General features: G+C 57.4%; 20 protein-coding genes. 10 read left to right on the top strand and 10 right to left on the bottom strand.

Annotated features, from left to right (window positions below; genetic code table 11):
- Positions 1-69 precede the first annotated feature (69 nt).
- Positions 70-1005 (bottom strand): MurR/RpiR family transcriptional regulator, encoded by a 936-nt coding sequence (locus AC5E6N_RS08140; protein ID WP_491689736.1) that lies wholly within the window; start codon positions 1003-1005, stop codon positions 70-72.
- Positions 1006-1183: 178 nt separating this feature from the next.
- On the opposite strand from AC5E6N_RS08140, the gene AC5E6N_RS08135 reads away from it, so the two are divergent.
- The 6 genes from AC5E6N_RS08135 to AC5E6N_RS08110 all read left to right on the top strand — a co-directional run bounded on the left by AC5E6N_RS08135 (position 1184) and on the right by AC5E6N_RS08110 (position 7118).
- On the top strand, positions 1184-1690 hold the full coding sequence (locus tag AC5E6N_RS08135; protein WP_491747350.1) for a TRAP transporter small permease: 507 nt from the start codon (positions 1184-1186) through the stop codon (positions 1688-1690).
- The gene (locus tag AC5E6N_RS08130; protein ID WP_491747349.1) at positions 1690-2973 is read left to right on the top strand and encodes a TRAP transporter large permease; all 1284 of its coding nucleotides are present in this window, start codon (positions 1690-1692) and stop codon (positions 2971-2973) included. The genes AC5E6N_RS08135 and AC5E6N_RS08130 overlap by 1 nt, the downstream gene beginning before the upstream one ends.
- A gap of 34 nt (positions 2974-3007) precedes the next feature.
- Positions 3008-4048: a TRAP transporter substrate-binding protein gene (locus tag AC5E6N_RS08125; protein ID WP_491747348.1), complete on the top strand. Its 1041-nt coding sequence runs from the start codon at positions 3008-3010 to the stop codon at positions 4046-4048.
- Between the two features lie 92 nt (positions 4049-4140).
- Positions 4141-5607 carry a M81 family metallopeptidase gene (locus AC5E6N_RS08120; protein WP_491747347.1) on the top strand — a complete coding sequence of 489 codons (1467 nt, stop codon included), beginning with the start codon at positions 4141-4143 and terminating at the stop codon, positions 5605-5607.
- Positions 5607-6659, top strand: coding sequence for a D-TA family PLP-dependent enzyme (locus tag AC5E6N_RS08115; RefSeq protein WP_491747346.1), 1053 nt, complete (start codon positions 5607-5609; stop codon positions 6657-6659). The genes AC5E6N_RS08120 and AC5E6N_RS08115 overlap by 1 nt, the downstream gene beginning before the upstream one ends.
- A gap of 51 nt (positions 6660-6710) precedes the next feature.
- The gene (locus tag AC5E6N_RS08110) at positions 6711-7118 is read left to right on the top strand and encodes a RidA family protein (RefSeq protein WP_491747345.1); all 408 of its coding nucleotides are present in this window, start codon (positions 6711-6713) and stop codon (positions 7116-7118) included.
- 320 nt (positions 7119-7438) lie between these two features.
- On the opposite strand, the gene AC5E6N_RS08105 is transcribed toward AC5E6N_RS08110, so the two are convergent.
- From AC5E6N_RS08105 to AC5E6N_RS08095, 3 genes are all read right to left on the bottom strand, one after another.
- The gene (locus AC5E6N_RS08105; RefSeq protein ID WP_491747344.1) at positions 7439-7816 is read right to left on the bottom strand and encodes a helix-turn-helix domain-containing protein; all 378 of its coding nucleotides are present in this window, start codon (positions 7814-7816) and stop codon (positions 7439-7441) included.
- Positions 7816-8112: a type II toxin-antitoxin system HigB family toxin gene (locus AC5E6N_RS08100; RefSeq protein ID WP_491747352.1), complete on the bottom strand. Its 297-nt coding sequence runs from the start codon at positions 8110-8112 to the stop codon at positions 7816-7818. The genes AC5E6N_RS08105 and AC5E6N_RS08100 overlap by 1 nt, the downstream gene beginning before the upstream one ends.
- A gap of 121 nt (positions 8113-8233) precedes the next feature.
- A complete protein-coding gene (locus AC5E6N_RS08095; protein ID WP_491747343.1) occupies positions 8234-9277 on the bottom strand; it encodes a siderophore-interacting protein in 1044 nt (347 codons plus the stop codon).
- A 57-nt stretch (positions 9278-9334) separates the two neighbouring features.
- On the opposite strand from AC5E6N_RS08095, the gene AC5E6N_RS08090 reads away from it, so the two are divergent.
- On the top strand, positions 9335-9499 hold the full coding sequence (locus tag AC5E6N_RS08090; RefSeq protein WP_491747342.1) for a hypothetical protein: 165 nt from the start codon (positions 9335-9337) through the stop codon (positions 9497-9499).
- Positions 9500-9521: 22 nt separating this feature from the next.
- Here the strand turns inward: AC5E6N_RS08090 and AC5E6N_RS08085 are convergent, their stop codons facing one another.
- Positions 9522-11297: an SLC13 family permease gene (locus AC5E6N_RS08085; protein ID WP_491747341.1), complete on the bottom strand. Its 1776-nt coding sequence runs from the start codon at positions 11295-11297 to the stop codon at positions 9522-9524.
- Between the two features lie 256 nt (positions 11298-11553).
- Here AC5E6N_RS08085 and ppk2 point away from each other — a divergent pair, with 256 nt between their 5' ends.
- Together ppk2 and AC5E6N_RS08075 are read left to right on the top strand one after the other, a co-directional pair.
- Positions 11554-12474: a polyphosphate kinase 2 gene (gene ppk2 / locus AC5E6N_RS08080; RefSeq protein ID WP_491689725.1), complete on the top strand. Its 921-nt coding sequence runs from the start codon at positions 11554-11556 to the stop codon at positions 12472-12474.
- A gap of 223 nt (positions 12475-12697) precedes the next feature.
- Complete coding sequence (locus AC5E6N_RS08075) at positions 12698-13111, top strand: outer membrane protein (protein WP_491747340.1); 414 nt, start codon at positions 12698-12700, stop codon at positions 13109-13111.
- A gap of 178 nt (positions 13112-13289) precedes the next feature.
- Here the strand turns inward: AC5E6N_RS08075 and AC5E6N_RS08070 are convergent, their stop codons facing one another.
- From AC5E6N_RS08070 to AC5E6N_RS08060, 3 genes are all read right to left on the bottom strand, one after another.
- Entirely contained in the window at positions 13290-13538 is a 249-nt protein-coding gene (locus tag AC5E6N_RS08070; RefSeq protein ID WP_491689723.1) for a hypothetical protein, read from the bottom strand.
- A 125-nt stretch (positions 13539-13663) separates the two neighbouring features.
- Entirely contained in the window at positions 13664-13897 is a 234-nt protein-coding gene (locus AC5E6N_RS08065) for a hypothetical protein (RefSeq protein WP_491747339.1), read from the bottom strand.
- A gap of 208 nt (positions 13898-14105) precedes the next feature.
- Positions 14106-14768, bottom strand: a complete 663-nt coding sequence (locus tag AC5E6N_RS08060) for an invasion associated locus B family protein (protein WP_491747338.1) — start codon at positions 14766-14768, stop codon at positions 14106-14108.
- A 210-nt stretch (positions 14769-14978) separates the two neighbouring features.
- Between AC5E6N_RS08060 and AC5E6N_RS08055 the strand changes: the two genes are divergently transcribed.
- Complete coding sequence (locus AC5E6N_RS08055; RefSeq protein WP_491747337.1) at positions 14979-15473, top strand: ClbS/DfsB family four-helix bundle protein; 495 nt, start codon at positions 14979-14981, stop codon at positions 15471-15473.
- 21 nt (positions 15474-15494) lie between these two features.
- On the opposite strand, the gene AC5E6N_RS08050 is transcribed toward AC5E6N_RS08055, so the two are convergent.
- Positions 15495-15968, bottom strand: a complete 474-nt coding sequence (locus tag AC5E6N_RS08050) for an SRPBCC domain-containing protein (protein WP_491747336.1) — start codon at positions 15966-15968, stop codon at positions 15495-15497.
- Positions 15961-16278 (bottom strand): ArsR/SmtB family transcription factor, encoded by a 318-nt coding sequence (locus AC5E6N_RS08045; RefSeq protein ID WP_491747335.1) that lies wholly within the window; start codon positions 16276-16278, stop codon positions 15961-15963. Before AC5E6N_RS08045 ends, AC5E6N_RS08050 begins: the two co-directional genes overlap by 8 nt.
- Between the last annotated feature and the right edge of the window lie 157 nt (positions 16279-16435).

Genomic DNA, 16435 nt, shown 5'->3' with positions numbered 1-16435 from the left:
CAACCCGCCTTGTCAGCGACCAAAATCGCCGCGGTCAAATGCGTCAATCTAATCACAACTCGCTCTAGACTAATCACCCAATGGCTGAGCACCAGTTCGACTATGATATGCAGTTAAAGAAGCTCGGATGCGACGGAGGTTTTCTCGTGTTGTTTCGGGCTCGACTTGCGCAATCAACATCGCCAGTGTGTCCAATATCGCCAAGAAAGCGTAGCGACTGGCGGTGGGTTTGAAAATGTCCGGATCCTCAGGTATTTCAACCGAGATGGAGATGTCGGAAGCTTCGGACAGGCTGGTGTCCGACTTGGTAACACTGACAACTGTCGCTCCGTAACCGCCAGCTATTCGTGCGGCGGCGACAACCGCGTCGGCCTCGCCGCTGGCGGAGAACAAGAGCAACACATCGCTGCCGTCCAATGTCGCAGATCTCATCTGCATCATGTAGCTGTCATTTATCGAGGACGCCGGTATGCCTAGCCGAAAAATTCGATTTACCGCCTCCTCGGCCATCATCGAGGATCCTCCCCCAATTCCACCCACCACCAGCTGGCGGCAATTCACGATTGCGTCGCGAGCCTCTATCAGGCGGGCAAGGTTGATTTGCTTTCGCATGATGCTCGTTGTGGCATAGAGCGCGTTTAGAACCTGATCGACGGCGGTCTCTTCATTGCCGGCTGGCCCAGGATGGGTTGAGTTTAGATATTGCAGACTGACGGCAACGTTTTGAGCAAGGCGGAGCTTGAATTCACGAAAGCCTTCGCAGCCCAATGACCTACAGAAACGGATCACGGTCGGTGTGCTGACCGAGCTTCTCTCCGCCAACTGAGCAATCGTCATATTCGAGATATTTTCGAGATTGGATTTGACGTAGTCTGCGACTTTTTGCTCCTGATTAGCCAGCTTGCCGTCAACAGAATGGAGCATGGAAATGACGTCGGTGACACCGACTTTTCCCTTTTTCGGTATTGGCGCATCGTCCGGCGATTTGTTGTCGATCTGGTTCATGGGCATCTCTTTTATTGTGTAACTCAAATACACATCTAGCGAAATTTTGTAAATATTTTCACCGATCTCGGCGTAATTTGTCGACAGATATGAACTTAAAGCACATTTTCCGTTTGATTTTGTCCAAAAAACAGGAATATATGTACTTAAGTTTCATATGCAGATCTTGGGAGGGATCATGCGTAACTGGGCGAGATCATCAAGCGACCGCATCAATCGTGTAGTCGAAGCCATCGTTGCGCTCCTGATGTTGCTGCTTGTGTTGGACGTGTGGCTCGGAGTAGCAGACCGATACTATTTCCGATGGCAACTTCCGTGGCCTGAGATCATTGCACGCTATCTTATGATCTGGGCTGCAATGTTGGCAGTGTCGTCGGGCATTTCCAGGCGCGAGCACATCGGGTTGACACTTTTTGTAGAGGCAGTTCCCTTCCGCGTGCGACGCACGCTGTTGATCGTCTCGGATGTGCTGGCGCTGGCGTTGTTCCTTTATGTGTTTTGGTACGGCATCTCATTTGCGCTAAGCGGAGCACCGCGCGAAGCCATGATTTTCGGTGCCAGCCTCCTACCGTTCTACGCCGCAATCCCCGTTGCTGCGGCTATTGCCTCGGTGCAGCTTTTTCTGGTGCTGGTGCGTGACCTCGGAACTTATTTGGAAGAAGTCTCGCCGGAAGGAACGGTTTAATGTGGGTAGCCATAACATTCGTTCTTCTTCTGCTGATCGGAATGCCGATCGGATTCGCGATCGGATTCGCTGGCGTTGTCGGCCTCCTCGATATGGCCGGCACACAGTTCCTGGCCATCGGTCCCTCGAAAATCTTCAACGGCCTCAACATTTTCCCCTTTCTCGCCATGCCCTTCTTCATTCTGGCGGCCGAGATCATGAACGGTATTGGGATCACGCACCGACTGGTGAAGCTTGCCCAGGTTCTTGTCGGGCGGTTCCGCGGTGGGCTGGCGCACACGAACATGCTGGCGTCGGTGTTCTTCGCTGGACTGACCGGTTCGGCCACGGCAGATGCTGCAGCCTTCGGTCGTACCCTGGTACCAGCGATGGTAGAGGAGGGATACAAGCGGGACTACGCCTGCGCCGTAACCGCGGCCGGGTCAATCATTGGGCCGACCATCCCGCCGTCAGGGCTGATGGTGGTCTATGGCTCTCTTATGGGCGTCTCCATAGCAGGTCTCTTCGCCGCGGGAATCCTGCCGGGGTTGGTGATTTGTACTGTTTGCATGTGCGTCATCGCGATCGGCGGCAAGCGCGAGAATCTACCCAAGGCACTGCGCGGCGCCACTCCCAGAGAAGTCTGGGAGACATTCACCAGTTCTCTGACCGCGCTAGCGATGCCTGTTATTATTCTTGGAGGCATCCTGGGCGGCATCGTCACCCCGACCGAAGCGGCCTCGATTGCCGTGGCCTATTCACTATTCATCGGCGCCTTTGTCTACCGCACGCTATCGGTGATGGGATTCTACCGAATGCTCGTGCGAACGGCACGCATCACCGGTGTCATCTTCGTCATTATCGCCTTTGCCGGCATCCTTGGCTGGTGGATGAGCTTTGAGAGAATTCCGCAACTGATCGCGGAATCGGTACTGGCGATATCGGAAAACCGCTATGTCGTGATCGCCGTAATCATCTTCCTGCTGCTTGTCGTGGGAATGGTAATGGATATCACTGCCATACTGATCATCTTGGCACCGGTACTCGTTCCATTGACCGAGCAGGTAGGGCTCGAACCGATCCACGCTGGCATCATCTTCGTACTGGCGCTGAACATTTCGTTGATGACACCACCGGTGGGCGCGTGCCTGTTCGTGTTGTCGTCGGTCACCGGGGAGAAAATCGAAAGGATTGCGATCAAGCTCTTCCCATTCTTAATCGCAGAAATCACGATCCTGTTCGTCTTTGCCTTCTGGAACGATGCGGCGTTATTGCTGCCTCGGCTCCTTGGCTTTGCCGAATAATTGCAAATCCAGAGAATCTGAGGAGATAGAAGATATGAAACATCTGTTAACCGGTCTGACCGTCGCCGTAACCCTGACAGCCAGCGTTGCACTAGCCGATGGCGGTGTCATCAAATTCGGTCACGACAATAAGACCGACCCGTTTGAAAACCCGGCCCATGCATGCACCGCGGTGTTTGCAAATCTTGTCAATGCGGGCACAAATGGCAGCGTAACCGTCGAGGTCTTCGGCTCGAACCAACTCGGCTCTGCAGCAGAGCATGTCCAGCAGATGCGGGACGGCATCATACAGGCGACGCTGACGTCGACCGGTGCGCTGGCCAGCTACTACCCGCGTATCGATGTGCTGAACCTGCCGTTCGCGTTTTCCGGGAATGCTGCGACCTACCAGGTGTTTGACGGCGAATTCGGCAGCGCGCTGGCAGCCGATATTGAGGCCACGCTCGGTGACGTTGTCGTCCTTGGCTTTCCGGACACGGGCGGTTTCTTTGCAGTGACCAATTCGAAGCGTCCTATTGCCGAGTTGCCGGATTTTGATGGTATCCGCATCCGAACTATGACGTTGCCTTCACATCAAAGAATCGTGCAGTCGCTTGGTGCCGAGGCTTATCCACTGGCTTGGGGTGAAGTCTATTCCGGCCTGCAGACCGGTGTGATCGACGGACAGATGAACCCGGTTCCAATAATTTCCTTCGCGAATTTCGCCGAAGTACAGAAGTATATGACGCTGACCAACCACCTGTTTTCACCATACACGTTTATGATGAACAAAGCGTTTTATGAAAGTCTGTCCGACGCCGAACGTGCGACCATCCATGCAGCGGCTGAAAACTGTGTGACGGCAAGCCGCGGGCTTAGCCGGGTAATAGAAGCCTCGGATCGGGGACTGGCCGGTCTCATGAACAAAATTGAGGTCACTGCGCTGACCGATGAACAGCGTGTATCAATGGCAAAAGCTGCACAACCTGCTTTTGAGTCACATGTCAGCGAAAATCTCGATGAAAAAGCCAATGAGTTGCTGGGGCTCTTGAAGTCCGCGGTCGATACCGCCAACGGGACGCAATATCTCGACTAGCATCCTCCCTGCAGCGGGTTTTGAGGCCTGCTGCGAGCCACGGCAGGCGGGGAACGCTCGCCTGCCGTTTTCTCTAAAAGGATTATATTGAGATGCGTGTGTTTTGCGCGTCAATTGCAACGGAAACAAACACGTTCTCTCCATTGAGGACGGATTTTTCCGACTTCCAGCAAACCTTCTATGCACTTCCCGGAGAGCATCCTGAAACGCCGACGCTATGTAGTGCGGTATTTCCTGTACTGCGTAAGCGGAAGTTGGCTGGTGAGATCGAACTGATCGAAGGAACCGCTGCTTGGGCGGAGCCCGGCGGGCTAGTTAATGCACTCACATGGGCACGATTGAGGGATGAAGTTCTGGGGCAGTTGCAAGGTGCCCTCCCTGTGGATGCCGTAGTATTGGGCCTCCACGGCGCCATGATTGCGGATGGCACGGTCGACTGTGAAGGTGAGTTGATCGAAGCAGTACGGCGCATTGCGGGGCCGGAGGTCACAATCGGCGTGACGTTTGATCCACACAGCCACCTGAGCGCACGACGCTGCAAGAGTGCTGACATAATTACCGTATTCAAAGAATTTCCCCACACTGATTTTGTTGAGACTGCAGAGTCCTGTGTCGATCTGACCCTGCGTACGGCTCGTGGCTCAATTTATCCCACGCTCGAAGTGTTTGATGTGCGCATGATCGATGTGTTGCCAACCAGTTGTAATCCGATGCGGAATTTCATCGATCGAATAAAGGCGATCGAATCGGAAGGGAAAGCACTTTCGATTTCAGTGATTCACGGCTTTATTGCCGGAGATTCTCCAGACCTGGGTGCCAAGGTTCTAGTCACCACCGACAACAGCGCTGCCAGAGCCAGAGAGATGGCGCGTGATCTCGGCATGGAATTGTTTTCATTCCGGGGCAAGGCGACGCCAGAGTTCCTACCCCCGCGTGAAGCACTGAAACGAGCCGCGAAGTACGAAGCAGGACCGGTGGTCGTTGCCGATGTTTGGGACAACCCGGGCGGCGGTGTGGCGGGCGACAGCACGATAATGTTGCGGGAAGCGCTGGATCTTGGTCTGACCAACGCCGCATTTGGCACAATCTGGGATCCTATGGCCGTCCGCCTTTGCCACGCTGCCGGCGTCGGAGGACGTTTGGATCTGCGATTCGGAGGAAAGACGTCGGCCACAGCGGGTGCTCCAATCGACGGCAAGGTTGATGTGGTTTCCGTTACCCGCGACGCAGTGCAGAGTTTTGGTGCTTCCGTTGTGCCTCTTGGCGATTGTGCGGTGATCCGACTCAACGGCATCGACATCGTTCTCAATTCAAACCGAAGTCAGGCATTTGCCCCAGACCTGTTTTCGAATCTCGGGATCGATCCAGCCTCCAGGCAGGTTCTGGTCGTAAAATCCACAAACCACTTCCACGGAGCATTTGCTTCCATCGCAGCCGATATCCTCTACGCCGGTGTCGATGGGCCATACCCAAATGATCCTCGTCGCAACGAATACAAACGCCTAGACCGCCAGATTTGGCCATTGGTCGAAAATCCGCACGTTGCAGAGGTTTTATAATGTTTGCCGACATCGATACGCCGTCTGTCATGGTCGATCTTGATATTGCCAATCAAAACATCGAGAAGTTCCAGCGCTATTGTGACAGGCACCAGATAGCGCTCAGGCCACATATAAAGACCCACAAGCTTCCTCTTCTGGCTAAGCGTCAGCTTGCTGCCGGAGCAGTGGGTATCACCTGTCAAAAGATTTCTGAAGCGGAAGCCATGATCACCGAGGGTGGTATCGACGATGTGCTGCTGACCTACAACATTGTCGGGCGACAAAAACTCGAACGCCTGCGCTCTCTTGCCGGACGTGTGCGATTGACAACCGTTGCCGACAACCGGGACGTGGTTGTCGGCCTGTCTGATTTGTTTACAAACCCAGATGAACCGCTGAGAGTTCTGGTCGAATGCGATACCGGTGGTTGTCGCTGCGGAGTTGGCTCTCCGCACCACGCTGCGGAACTTGCATTGATAATCAATACTCAGCCTGGATTATGTTTCGCTGGGCTGATGACCTATCCGCCGGTTGGTGCCGAAGCGTCAGTGCAAAAGTGGCTGGCGACGGCGAAGGACCTGATCATGACTTCAGGCCTGTCGGTCGACACTATTTCCACCGGCGGATCTCCGGGCATGTGGCGCGCCGAGACCGTACCGGTTGCGAACGAATATCGCGTCGGAACCTATGTCTACAACGACCGTTCCTTGGTGGCTGCAGGCGCATGCGGATGGGACGACTGTGCTCTAAGTGTACTTGCAACCGTTGTATCGGTGCCAACAAATAATCGTGCCGTCATCGATGCCGGATCTAAGGTCCTGACATCAGATTTGCTTGGTTTGGAAGGCTACGGCCATGTTTTGGGGCGGCCAGGTCTTGTTGTTGCCAGCCTTTCCGAAGAGCACGGAATACTGTGTGCCGAACATATCAATCTCAAGGTGGGAGACCGTCTGAGGATAATCCCAAATCACGCTTGTGTTGTGTCGAATATGCTTGACCGGATTGAACTGGTTCGTGGTGATCGGCATGAAATCACAGTCGAAGTTTCTGCAAGGGGGAAAGTCTGGTAACGCACCGGATTCTTTCGTTGTTTCAATCTCATGTAAAAAGGGTTCCAAGACATGCCTATCGAACGTATCGGACATGAACGCACAGGTGCCGGCGGTCAGCCACTATCGTTTTCACCAGCAGTGCGGGCTGGTGATTTTATCTGTATCTCAGGACAGGTTGCGATGGACGACGCCGGTGAATTTGTGCCGGGAGGAATAGAGGCCCAGACCCGTCGCACAATGGAAAATGTTTGCCGCGTGCTTGAAAGTACGGGCTGCAGCTTTGACGATGTTGTCAAGGCAAATTGCTGGTTGGATGATCCTCGGGACTTTTGGACGTTCAACCGAGTCCATGCAGAATTCTTCCCAAACGGCGGACCAGCCCGATCGACCGTTCAGTCACGGTTGATGGTGGATGCAAAGGTGGAGGTTGATGTGATTGCATATGCACCTGCCAGCCATGCGGCAATATCAGAATGAGGCTGTATGTTCACGAACGTTGAGTGAAAGAGTGTTTAGGCCGGAAACCCGCGTTCAGAAGGTTGGTTTTTCCAGGAAATCGGCAAGTGAACCAGCCGCTTGAGTGCCTCTGCAGAAATCTCGACCATCTGCCTGCCGTCAACGATTGTGTGAGCGATTTCAGGTGCAAGAAGAAATTAAGGTGACAGTTTACCAAATCCCCAATTTACCTCAAACTCCAACCCATGGCACGGCCCGCATGTTGTGCGCTATGTGACCCCCAATCCGGTGCGGGCAAAACTGGTGAAGCGCACACAAGACTGGCAATGGTCAAGCGCCTTCTACCTGGTGATGTGGTAGGGCTGGATAAGCACATCAGACGGGATATTCAGCTCTGCGTGGATCTTCTGGATCATTCCCAGGGACAGGGCACGTTTCCTGTTCAGCACCTCTGACGCACGCGAGCGGGAACCGAGCACTTCAGCAAGGTGCGCCTGTCCGGCGCCAAGCTGATCGAGAACGTATTTGATCGCCTCGACAGGGTCGGGGTCTTCAATCGTCCAGTGCTTGTCCTCGTACCGTGCGATGAGATCTGAGAGCACATCGAACCGGTCAGCATCCGGAGTTCCCGGAGTTGGTTCGTTTTCAAAATATGCCGCGACTTGGCCGAGCGCCCAATCGTAGTCATCTTCGGTGCGGATCGCGCGAATGTTTTCCATCAGACTGTCTCCGGGTCGATCTTGTCGTACTCTTTGTGGGTTCCGATAAACTTAATCAGCACTCTTTTGTAGGTGTACGAAACGTGGACGATAAGGCGGTATCTGTTGCCTGCTATGTCGAAGATCACACGGTTGTCACCAACGAAATCAACGGTCCTGCCGAACCTGCGGCTGATGTCCTGTGAATTTTCCCAAGAGGCTCGGTTGGCGATACTGTGCCAGACTTTCAACGGGGTTTCGGCCTTCGGGTGCTTTCGCCAGAACTCCCTAAGTGTGCGTTTCGCTATCACCTGCATGCGCTCAATGTAGTACGTTCCCTTTTTGGGAACAAGAGATAATGTCAATAAAATCCCCAGACCGGCACTGCGAGCGTGCCGGTGGCCTGGGGCGTGGTCGTGTTCAAATGCCGGCTTTGGATCAACGCGCCCAATAGGTGGCGATGTAGGCACGCTCTCTTGCAGCGCCGCTCTGTTTGAAGGTTTTCCGGACCGTTTGCGCAGCGGTCTGTTCCGCTGCGAACCAGAAGTATCCGCCGTCCAGTTGCCCGATCGTGCCGAGCGCGCTTGCGATGAACTCGTCCTTTCTGGCATGCGCCAACCAGGATACCCTGAAATCCGGCGCCTTCGGAAGCGGATAGCACGGTATGCCGTCGGCACTGAGAAGCGTGACCGTGCCGGAAGCTTTGCCGCCGAGGGTTTCAAGGATCCGGGCAATCGCCGGGAATGCGGTTTCGTCGCCGAAAAGATGGATCGTTTCGCATTGCGGAATGCCGCCGCCGCCGGGTCCGACGATTGCCACCCGTCCGCCGGGTGTGAGCGTCCCGATCCATTGAGTGGCCCGGCCGCCCTGGTGGAGAAAAATATCCACGTCCAGTGTGCCCCCGGCCTTGTCCACGGCGCGTGCCGTGTAGACCGGCGTGTGCAGTTTCCGGTCGCCTTTGGGCCAGGACACGGCGCCGTTGGGTTTCATGCGCGGCCATTGTTCGTCGGGCGCCGTTGGATCGGGCAGGGCAAATCGGAAGTGCAGCGCACTGTCCGTGTAGTCTTCCAGATCGGGCACGGACAGACGCAGGCGCTTGAAATCGGGGCTTATGGACGAGATCGAAACGGCGCGGGTGAACTGAAAGTTGGGCGGCAGGCCAGTGTCGGACATGGCATCGGACCAGCGAATGTCCTCGGCGGTGTCGGCCGACATATGCGCGATTGCCTGCACGAGCCCGTCTTTCAGGATGGAAAGCGCGTTGAGCGTGTCGGTACGGACCTCGATCCGGGTGCCCGTGTCGTCAGGCCAAAGCACGTAAAGACCATAGACCGTTTCGAGCACAAGCCGTGCGTCGCTTTTTTCCAGAAAGGCAAGAGCATGCTCCTCGGCAATGCTCTCGCACATCGCGGTCACCGCGGGAAATGCAATGTCCGGCAGTTCGGTCGAGCTTACATGTGTGTGGTCCTTGAGATCGGTCACCGAAAACGCTCCAACAATTTGTTTTACGGATTTTTTGCTGGCGCTCGGGCGATCCGATTGCTGGCTTCACAGCAGATTGTCCATGCGGACAGGCTGCTTATAGACAGGCTGAACCGAAAGATGAAGCCGGGCAGTGGCAAGACCGGCCCGGTCCAGATCATCGAGCAGGAGGAACCGCGGGAAAACCTTCCGGCGAGCAGGAACCTCAATGATTTTCAATGACAGCGGCGTCCGAACCGCCATGTCATAACGGGAAGACCACCAGAATGACCGGCACGGAAACGGCGATCACCACAATCTCCAGCGGCAGGCCCATGCGCCAGTAATCGCCGAATTTATAGCCGCCGGGCCCGAGGATCAGCGTGTTGTTCTTGTGGCCGATCGGGGTCAGGAACGCGCAGGAGGCAGCGACGGCGACGGCCATCAGGAAGCCGTCGGGATTGGCGTTGAGCCGCGCCGCGATGTCGACGGCGATCGGCGCGCCGATGACGGCGGTGGCCGTGTTGTTGAGCACGTCGGAGAGCGTCATGACCACGAGCATGAGTGCTGTGAGGACGACCCAGGAGGGCAGCCCGGTGGCAAGATCCACGATGCCGGCGGCGATCAGCTGCGTGCCGCCGGCGTTCTCGAGCGCGACGCCGAGCGGGATCATGCTACCCAGAAGCACCACGACCGGCCATTCGATGTGATCGTAGACGCTGCGGATCGGCAAGATATCGAGGAAAATATAAAGCACGACGACAATCGCCAGCGCGGTGGCCAGATAAAGCAGGCCAAAGGCCGAGACCGCGATCGCGGCCGCGAAAACGCCGACGGCGAGCCAGGCCTTGCGATGCTGTGTGACATTGAGGCCCCGTTCGGCGAGCGGCAGCAGACCGAGCGAGTTGGCAAGGTCGGGCAGCCGATCCTCCGCGCCGAGCAGCAGGAGAATATCGCCCGGACGTACGGTTTCATGCCTGACGCGCCTGGAAAACCGCTTGCCCTTTCTGGAGATGCCGAGCAGAGTGACGCTGCGGCGTGCGCGCAACCGCATGGAAATGGCCGAGCGGCCGGCAAAGCGCGACTCGCGCGGCACCACCACTTCCATCAGCGACAGGTCGCCTGCGGCCGTCTCCCGGGTCGGGCGCTCGCCGAGAAATTCGAGGCCGAGCGCGCCGCGAAAACGGTCGATGTCCTCGGCGGTGGCCTCGACGATCAGCATGTCCTTCGCCCGCAGAACGACGGTCGAGGAAAAGCCGCCCAGCCTCTTGCCGTTTCTGACCACGCCGAGGATCGCGACATCGTCCTCATCGCCCGCCGGGTAAAGGTCGCGAACCTCCTGGCCGATGGCCTTGGATTTTTCCGGAACCACGAGCTCGGCGAGATAGCCCTCCAGCGCGCGCAGATCGTCCGCCGGCGCATCGTCGCCGTCGCCTTTCGGGATCAGGCGCCAGCCGATCAGGGCGACAAAGGCGATGCCGACGATCGCCACCGTGCCGCCGACGGGGGTGAAATCGAACATTGCGAAGGGTTCGCCCAGCGCCCGCTCCCGAAACGACGCTATGATGATGTTGGGCGGCGTGCCGATCAGGGTGACCATGCCGCCGAGAATGGTCGCGAAGGAGAGGGGCATGAGTGTTCGGCGAACCGGCCGCCCCGCTTTCTTGGCCGCCTGCAGATCGACCGGCATGAGCAGCGCCATCGCGGCGACATTGTTCATGAATGCCGACAGCACGGCCCCGACGCCGCTCATCACGGCAATATGCGCCGCGACGCTGCGACCGGCATCGACCATGCGGCGGGTGATGAGATCGATAGCGCCGGAATTGAGCAGCCCGCGTGAGATCACCAGAACCAGCGCGACGATGACCGTTGCCGGGTGACCGAAGCCGGAAAAGGCCTGATCGGTCGGGACGAGGCCGAGCACCAGGGCGACGAGCAGGGCGCTGAAGGCCACCAGATCGTAGCGCCAGCGGCCCCAGAACAGGAGCGCGAAGACCGCGGCAAAGAGTGCGAATAGCTCAATCTGTTCAACGCTCATGGGCCGGACCTTCAACTGCGGTTGTCGCCAAATGACGGTGTGTCATCGATAACAGCTTCCGATCCGGAAACAAGCCGGCGAAGCGCTTAACGCAGGCGATCGGCTTGCGCAAATCCCCCGGCATGACGGCAGACTGATCCGCTGCGACAGCCGGCCCTGTTGATGGTGACGTAAATCCGTTGCATTTGTGTGGTGCTGCTGCGTTGAATGCCGGGCTAGACATGAAGCGGTTGCAAAGGGAAAGGAGATTTTGGGAATGGCACAGGATCGCGATGGAGAGGAGGGCGTGGATTGGCTGGAAGAGGAACTTGCCGATACTCTGGACGAGGATTACGAGCTGGAAATGTCTGAGCCGGCGCTGTCGATGGAAATCCGGCGCATCTACCGGCAAATGCATCCGCCGACCATCCCGCGGGCGGATTATTTCCGCAAACTGCTGGCGTTGCAGTCCGAGTTGATCAAGCTGCAGGACTGGGTTTCAGCCACCGGGGCGAAGATCGTGGTGATTTTCGAAGGTCGCGATTCAGCCGGCAAGGGCGGCGTCATCAAGCGCATTACCCAGCGCCTGAACCCGCGTGTCTGCCGGGTCGTGGCCCTGCCGGCGCCGAACGACCGGGAAAAGACGCAATGGTATTTCCAGCGCTATGTGCCGCATCTGCCCGCCGGCGGCGAGATCGTCCTGTTCGACCGCTCCTGGTACAACCGCGCCGGCGTGGAGCGGGTCATGGGGTTTGCCGATACGGACCAGGTGGAGCAGTTCTTCCGCGACGTGCCCGAATTCGAACGGATGATCGTGCGCTCCGGCATCATTCTGATCAAATACTGGTTCTCGATTACGGACGAAGAACAGCAATTGCGCTTCCTGATGCGCATTCATGACCCGCTCAAGCAATGGAAGCTCAGCCCCATGGACCTGGAATCGCGGGTCAAATGGGAGGACTACACGAAGGCCAAGGAAGAGATGTTCGAGCGGACAAATATTCCCGAGGCGCCCTGGTACATCGTCGAAGGCAACGACAAGAAACGTGCGCGGCTCAACTGCATGGATCATTTCCTCAAGCAGATCCCGTATAAGCTCGTGGAGCAGGACGATGTCGAACTGCCGGACCGTGTGTTCAATCCGGACTATGAGCGCGCCGTGCTGCCGCAGGATCTTTACGTTCCGCAAAAGTATTGACGACGTCCGACGTAGCCTGCCTTCGTTGCCGGTCTGCGACATTTGGTGCTGCTCACCGGGTTGCAATCGGGATATGAAATAAAGGGGTGATTTTCAGTAGAAGGGCGGGTTCTACGATGATCGACCGGTATTCAACGGTTTTCCTTGCCGCGATGGCGGCGTCGGCGGCGGACTGTCGCAGCAGGAAAGGACGCCTTTCGTCCATGACCGGGCCGGCCTCAAGGTGGGCGGCATAACGACGATCGGCGGCACCTTCACCTTCGATGGCCTGGCAACCGAAGGATATCCTGTTGAAGCCAATATCGGCTATGACTGGGAGTTCGGCGGGCGCTGGGTGGCCGGTGTTGTGCTTGCGGCCGAGTATATCAGTGCGCCGGTCAGCAGCACGGTGGCAGGGGCGACGACATTGCGTGCGCAGGCCGATGATTTCGGTTTCGACGCGCTGGGGCGGGTCGGCTACAAATTCAATGATTACACGCTTGGTTATGTGATCGGCGGCCACACCTGGCAGCGGGGCGAGGCCTCCATCTCGGTTCCGTCAATTTCCTTGGACAAAGGGCTCAACGCGGTCCCGATCGGCACCGGTACTGAGCGAGAAGACCAGCGCTTATGTCGAATACCGTTATACCCGTTATGAAGATGTGGATATCGGCACCATAGCGAAGATCGAACCGTCCAGTCATACGGTCCGCGTGGGTGTGAAGTTCAAGCTCTATACGCCTGACCGAGGCATCCGGCAGGAACCTGACGGCCGCAGCAACCGGCGGATCAAAAAGGGCGGCGGTCCTGCAGGGCCGCCGCCCTTCGTGTGTTTATCAGCGCCAGTGGCAGCGTGTCGTATAGATTTCACCGCGCGAGTTGCGGTACTGACAGCGGCCGTCCGCTGTTGTTGCCAGATAGGTTCCGAAGCCGCCAATCAGCGCGCCGACAACCGCGCCGCCCGCGCTCCTTGTGGCAACGGCGCCGATAGCAGCCCCGGCGCCCGCACCTGATGCGGTCTTTTCAGCCGTTGTGCATGCCGTGAGTGTCGCAGCGGCCAGTACCGCTATGATCAAAGCCTTCATTTCACCCTCCTTTTGGTGCCCCGTCAAACAGTCCTGTGATCCGCATTCCGAATCATTTGACCGGCAAAACCACGCTGCCGGACCATCACAGTCATGCCGGCCCGGCCGGTGGCAATGTGCTCCGGTCAGAGCCAGTGACAACGTGCCGTGTATATCTCGCCGCGCGAGTTGCGGTACTGGCACATGCCGTCACCGGTTTCAGCCAGATAGGTGCCGAAACCGCCGATCAGCGCGCCGACCACGGCGCCGCCCGCGCTTTGGGTAACGGCCCCGCCGACAAGGGCGCCGACGCCGGCGCCGGAGGCCGTCTTTTCGCCCGTCGTACAAGCCGACAGTGTCGCGGCTGCGAGAACTGCCATGACCAAGGCCCTCATTTTCCACTCCTGTGTTTGCCGTCCCCGACCGTGGACGGTTTTGAACACGATATCTGCTCGATGGCTCCACGTGATGGAGTCAGGTCTTGTGCAGTATTGAAACTACTGTTCACAAGGTCAAGTCATCGGCAAGTATTGGTGCCGTATTTGCTGTGTGTGGTGTTGATCCGGCACAGTATGCAACGGCCGCACGTCAGATGCTGTTTCTTTCGTCATCGAGCATTCGCAAACTGGTTGCAAGGCCGTTCACGTCGATCGAATAGGTCACCGGCCGGTCCTGTGCATCATGGACGGTCGCGGTGATACGGTCCGTCTTGAGGAGTGTGCCCACAAGCCCTGCATCGAGACTGGCGGTTGTTTCGCAATAGCGGTCGATGCAGGACAGGAAATCAAGGTTCAGTGTTTCATCGGATCCTGTGTCGAGAACAATGCCCTGATCGATTCGAATACCGGTTGCGGTTCGCCAGACCGCATTGTAGCCGCCCCCCGGATCGATTTCGATTCGCCACGAGAAGTCCACCGCGCCGTGTTCGAAAATCTGATGGGTCACCGAGCAGCCGGCTCCGGATGGTTCCTTGGCGTCGCATTTGTAAAGCCATTTGCCGATGGGAATGCCCGCCGCCAACGGCACCGGGCTTTCCTCTCGTTTCTTGACGCGTTGTGTGCTCGCGGTCGTGAGCCTGTCAGGGCGATAGGTCAGCCAGTCCTCGATGATTTCGGTCTTCGCCCAGGCCGCGCGCAGCGTGTCGGCAAACTCATCGACAATCCTGTCAAACCTGTCCTGCGGAACAACAATCGGAGCAAGCGTGGCGCCAAGGAATACGGCGACCAGAAAAACAAGAAATGGAATATACATGGCGACACTCTGGCTGGACCAAAAGCCAAAGGGTCGAGTTCAAGGCAGGCGATTTCATGACTGAACCTATCGTTAACCAGCGAAGTGATCGGCCGTAACATTTTGTGATGAGGCCGTTTTGGAGTCGGGCGCGAATCGTGGCGCGATTGATGACGATCAATGCGCGAAAAGCACAGAAGGGTATGCTTCCATCAACGATTGGAGCGGATCATGGTTGCGAAAAACAAAACGGAACTGCTCGCTGTCACACGCAAGGAGTATGAGAAGCTGGAAAAAGTTCTCGGACCGGTGAACGGTGCTGTTTCGGTGGCCGCCGAAGATGACGAGGTGTCGATAAAGGACATCGTTGGCCATCGGGCGCACTGGATTGAACTTTTCCTTGGCTGGTATGCGGACGGGCAGGCGGGCAAGGAGGTGTTCTTTCCCGCCAAGGGCTACAAGTGGAGCGAACTGGCCCGTTACAATGCCGCTCTTCGCGACAGGCAGAAGGATCTGGACTGGAACGGGGCAAAGGCGATGCTCGCGGCCAATCACGGCAAGCTTGTCGCACTTCTTGAAGGATTGTCGGACGAAGCGCTTTACGGCGGGCCGATGAAAGGCGCGCAAAATGCCTGGACCACCGGAAGATGGGCAGAGGCCGCCGGGCCGAGCCACTACCGCTCGGCGGCGAAATACATCCGATCCGTCCTGAAAGGATCGCGCTGATTTCAGTTATGGGGGCTACGTTCATTCCGCTGCCGCGCTTCCTCCGCAGGCGCCGCCGAAACAGACCTCGAAGACGCGAACCCAGCCGTTGTTATAGTGGCCGCGTGCTTCCTCGGCACGCTCGCCAAGTGCTTCCCAGTTGCGATGTTCCAGGGTGACCTGCGTTCGGCCAGCCGAAAGCGGTTCGAAAAGCACCTTCACCTCGGTCTGGTTCTCGACCGGCTCGGCCACGTGCCAGGAAAAGCAGATCGCCTTTCCGGGTTCATAGATTTTGACCGAACCCCAGTGCAACTTTTCGCCCTCCGGCGTGGTCTCGTAAATCCGGCCGCCGACCTGCGGTTCGATCGTGACGGATTTTGCCGGATTTCCGGTGCGTCCAGCGGTCAGCGAATGCTGTGCGAGCGGCCACCAGTCGGCGGTTTGCTGCGCAAAAATCCTGAACGCGGTGTCGGCGTCGCACGGCACGACAATCAGCTTCCTGATCGGGTCAACCATTCTTTTCTCCCATCTGTCTGTCCACTTCCGCCGCATAGGCCTCCAGAACATCGTCCCAGAAGCCGTCGAGATAATTGCGCAGGTCAGCAAGGCCGGCGCGCCTTATGCCGTAATATCTGGCGGTTCCCTTCGGATAGACTTCAACAAGGCCCGCGTTCTGCAGCACTTTAAGGTGCTGGGATACGGCGGGCCTGCTGATCGGCTGCTCGCCGGCTATGTCCGACACCGTGCGGGGGCAAGCCCTCAGGGCTTCAAAAATGTTTCGCCGCGAGGGATCGGCAAGTGCGGCCAAGGCCATTTCGTAAGTCATGACTTACCGTAAGTGTTCACTTACGGAGCGTCAAGTGATAATCCTTTAACGGGCAGGGCGCTGACATCCCCGCTGCCGTGCGGGTGGGTCGCTTGCACCGGTACTTTGATGATTCGCACGCGCATGTCGCGAATGGTGATGTGACGCTCCGGTCAGG

It is taken from the genome of Hoeflea sp. (assembly GCF_984452065.1).
Note: the sequence above shows the minus strand (reverse complement) of the source record. Positions and strands in the feature narration are given on the sequence as shown.

Coding starts and splice junctions, on each gene's coding strand:
- AC5E6N_RS08140 (WP_491689736.1), bottom strand. CDS start 1,005: ATGAACCAGATCGACAACAAATCGCCGGACGATGCGCCAATACCGAAA.
- AC5E6N_RS08135 (WP_491747350.1), top strand. CDS start 1,184: ATGCGTAACTGGGCGAGATCATCAAGCGACCGCATCAATCGTGTAGTC.
- AC5E6N_RS08130 (WP_491747349.1), top strand. CDS start 1,690: ATGTGGGTAGCCATAACATTCGTTCTTCTTCTGCTGATCGGAATGCCG.
- AC5E6N_RS08125 (WP_491747348.1), top strand. CDS start 3,008: ATGAAACATCTGTTAACCGGTCTGACCGTCGCCGTAACCCTGACAGCC.
- AC5E6N_RS08120 (WP_491747347.1), top strand. CDS start 4,141: ATGCGTGTGTTTTGCGCGTCAATTGCAACGGAAACAAACACGTTCTCT.
- AC5E6N_RS08115 (WP_491747346.1), top strand. CDS start 5,607: ATGTTTGCCGACATCGATACGCCGTCTGTCATGGTCGATCTTGATATT.
- AC5E6N_RS08110 (WP_491747345.1), top strand. CDS start 6,711: ATGCCTATCGAACGTATCGGACATGAACGCACAGGTGCCGGCGGTCAG.
- AC5E6N_RS08105 (WP_491747344.1), bottom strand. CDS start 7,816: ATGGAAAACATTCGCGCGATCCGCACCGAAGATGACTACGATTGGGCG.
- AC5E6N_RS08100 (WP_491747352.1), bottom strand. CDS start 8,112: ATGCAGGTGATAGCGAAACGCACACTTAGGGAGTTCTGGCGAAAGCAC.
- AC5E6N_RS08085 (WP_491747341.1), bottom strand. CDS start 11,297: ATGAGCGTTGAACAGATTGAGCTATTCGCACTCTTTGCCGCGGTCTTC.
- ppk2 (WP_491689725.1), top strand. CDS start 11,554: ATGGCACAGGATCGCGATGGAGAGGAGGGCGTGGATTGGCTGGAAGAG.
- AC5E6N_RS08070 (WP_491689723.1), bottom strand. CDS start 13,538: ATGAAGGCTTTGATCATAGCGGTACTGGCCGCTGCGACACTCACGGCA.
- AC5E6N_RS08065 (WP_491747339.1), bottom strand. CDS start 13,897: ATGGCAGTTCTCGCAGCCGCGACACTGTCGGCTTGTACGACGGGCGAA.
- AC5E6N_RS08060 (WP_491747338.1), bottom strand. CDS start 14,768: ATGTATATTCCATTTCTTGTTTTTCTGGTCGCCGTATTCCTTGGCGCC.
- AC5E6N_RS08055 (WP_491747337.1), top strand. CDS start 14,979: ATGGTTGCGAAAAACAAAACGGAACTGCTCGCTGTCACACGCAAGGAG.
- AC5E6N_RS08050 (WP_491747336.1), bottom strand. CDS start 15,968: ATGGTTGACCCGATCAGGAAGCTGATTGTCGTGCCGTGCGACGCCGAC.
- AC5E6N_RS08045 (WP_491747335.1), bottom strand. CDS start 16,278: ATGACTTACGAAATGGCCTTGGCCGCACTTGCCGATCCCTCGCGGCGA.